This window comes from Burkholderia sp. TSV86, assembly GCF_001522865.1.
Lineage (GTDB): Bacteria > Pseudomonadota > Gammaproteobacteria > Burkholderiales > Burkholderiaceae > Burkholderia.
On sequence record NZ_LOWB01000127.1, the window covers coordinates 1 to 1,467 of the forward strand.

Annotated in this window: 4 protein-coding genes and 1 pseudogene; 3 read left to right on the plus strand and 2 right to left on the minus strand. The window is 58.1% G+C overall.

What is annotated here, in order from left to right; all coding sequences use genetic code 11:
- Positions 1 to 237: transposase (locus WS68_RS23965; RefSeq protein ID WP_156429362.1), on the minus strand; the 237-nt coding region annotated here is incomplete at its 3' end.
- Positions 238 to 313: 76 nt separating this feature from the next.
- On the opposite strand from WS68_RS23965, the gene WS68_RS23970 reads away from it, so the two are divergent.
- The 3 genes from WS68_RS23970 to WS68_RS23975 are packed head-to-tail and all read left to right on the plus strand — an operon-like array spanning position 314 to position 1,178.
- Positions 314 to 721 carry a hypothetical protein gene (locus WS68_RS23970; protein WP_059573218.1) on the plus strand — a complete coding sequence of 136 codons (408 nt, stop codon included), beginning with the start codon at positions 314 to 316 and terminating at the stop codon, positions 719 to 721.
- Positions 718 to 915 (plus strand): Lar family restriction alleviation protein, encoded by a 198-nt coding sequence (locus WS68_RS29665; RefSeq protein ID WP_082710275.1) that lies wholly within the window; start codon positions 718 to 720, stop codon positions 913 to 915. The genes WS68_RS23970 and WS68_RS29665 overlap by 4 nt, the downstream gene beginning before the upstream one ends.
- On the plus strand, positions 912 to 1,178 hold the full coding sequence (locus WS68_RS23975; protein WP_231753107.1) for a DNA-binding protein: 267 nt from the start codon (positions 912 to 914) through the stop codon (positions 1,176 to 1,178). The genes WS68_RS29665 and WS68_RS23975 overlap by 4 nt, the downstream gene beginning before the upstream one ends.
- Here the strand turns inward: WS68_RS23975 and WS68_RS27000 are convergent.
- A pseudogene (locus tag WS68_RS27000) lies at positions 1,175 to 1,396 on the minus strand (tyrosine-type recombinase/integrase); the annotation flags it as partial. The gene WS68_RS23975 and the pseudogene WS68_RS27000 sit on opposite strands and share 4 nt — an antisense overlap.
- Between the last annotated feature and the right edge of the window lie 71 nt (positions 1,397 to 1,467).

Genomic DNA, 1,467 nt, shown 5'->3' on the forward strand with positions numbered 1-1,467 from the left:
TTCGGCTGTCGTGGCGCCGGCGCGCTGGCCCCGATCCTTCTGCTCCTGCCGAACCCATTTGCGTAGCGTCTCCGGCGTGCAGCCGACTTTCGCCGCGATCGAGCTGATGGCCGCCCATTCCGATTCGTACTCCCGCAGGTGGTCCAACACCATCCGCACGGCGCGTGCGCGCATCTCCGCCGAGTATTTCGGTTGGGCCTTCTTTTTTACATTGCTTTCAGGTTTTAAGGTTTCCATGACCCCATTCTCTCAAAGGTTGAGGTCTCCGAAAAACCCGGGCCGATTCAGACCGCCGCATCGAGGGAGGAAGGCAATGGCTGAGTTTGACGTGAAGAAGCTGCGGGAATTGGCGCAGGCGTTGCCGCACGGCGACTTTTCGGTATGGACCAGCAATAGCTGGCGGCGCATCTATATCGGCGATGAGCCAGCGATTACTCCATGTGTGCAGCGATATGACAACCATCCCGATCTGTCATTCGGGGAAGGCGTCGCGGCGTTCATCGAGGCAATCGGGCCGCAAACGATCCTCGCCCTTTGCGACCGCCTTGAAGCAGCGGAGAAAGTTTGCGATGCAGCGCAGGCAGTGTTGGACTGGACAGAAATAAAGCATCGGCCACCCAAACCAGAAGCAATTCCTTGCGGAGAAATGGCATGCGTGCGTGTGCATGCACTCGTTGACCTGCATGCAGCCCTCGCGCAACGACAGGGAGAGGGAACGTGAGCGAACTTTTACCGTGCCCGTTTTGCGGGAAGCCACCTTACGTGGCCGAGGAAAGCGACCCGGATGAATGGTGGTATGTCGCCTGTCAAACACCCGGATGTATTTTGCCTATTGCCGGGGGCCATACGTCAATTGAGTCGGCAATTGCCAAATGGAACCGCCGTGCCCCTGCTAGTGAGGGAGAACAGAAGTGACCAAAGAATTGCTTGAACTTGCCGCGAAAACTCCCAATCAGGAGCGTTCATTTCTGGAAGAATTAAAGCTGATGCGCCGTGCAATGCAACTCTATGCAGAGACGCATCCGCGCCCGACGCAGGTCACGCAGTTGCAAGCGGCCGAGATGCTCGGCATCAGTCGGCACACCGTGAGCAAAATGGTGAAGATGGGTCAGTTCAAGTTGAACAAATGCGGGATGATCCCGATTGAGCTGATCGACGAGGCCCGAGCGGTTGTCTAGAGGCGCGCCGCGATGTCCTCTGCGGACTCGCGGTAATACGTCCGATGCAATATCTTCAGGTCAGCATGGCCGCTGATCTTCGCCAGCGTCATAACGTCGACCTTGCGCGCCAGCCGAGTTAATGCCTCGGCGCGCGAGTCGTGAAAATGTAGGTCAGCGATCGACGGATGCGCAGCGGCCAGCCTGTCGCGCGCCTTCCTGAACAGCGCGTCGAGCGTAAGCGGTCAATAAATGACGCCCTTCCCATGAGGGTCAGGAGGTCAGAAGCTAGGTGTCCGCGTGGACACCT

Coding starts and splice junctions, on each gene's coding strand:
- WS68_RS23970 (WP_059573218.1), top strand. CDS start 314: ATGGCTGAGTTTGACGTGAAGAAGCTGCGGGAATTGGCGCAGGCGTTG.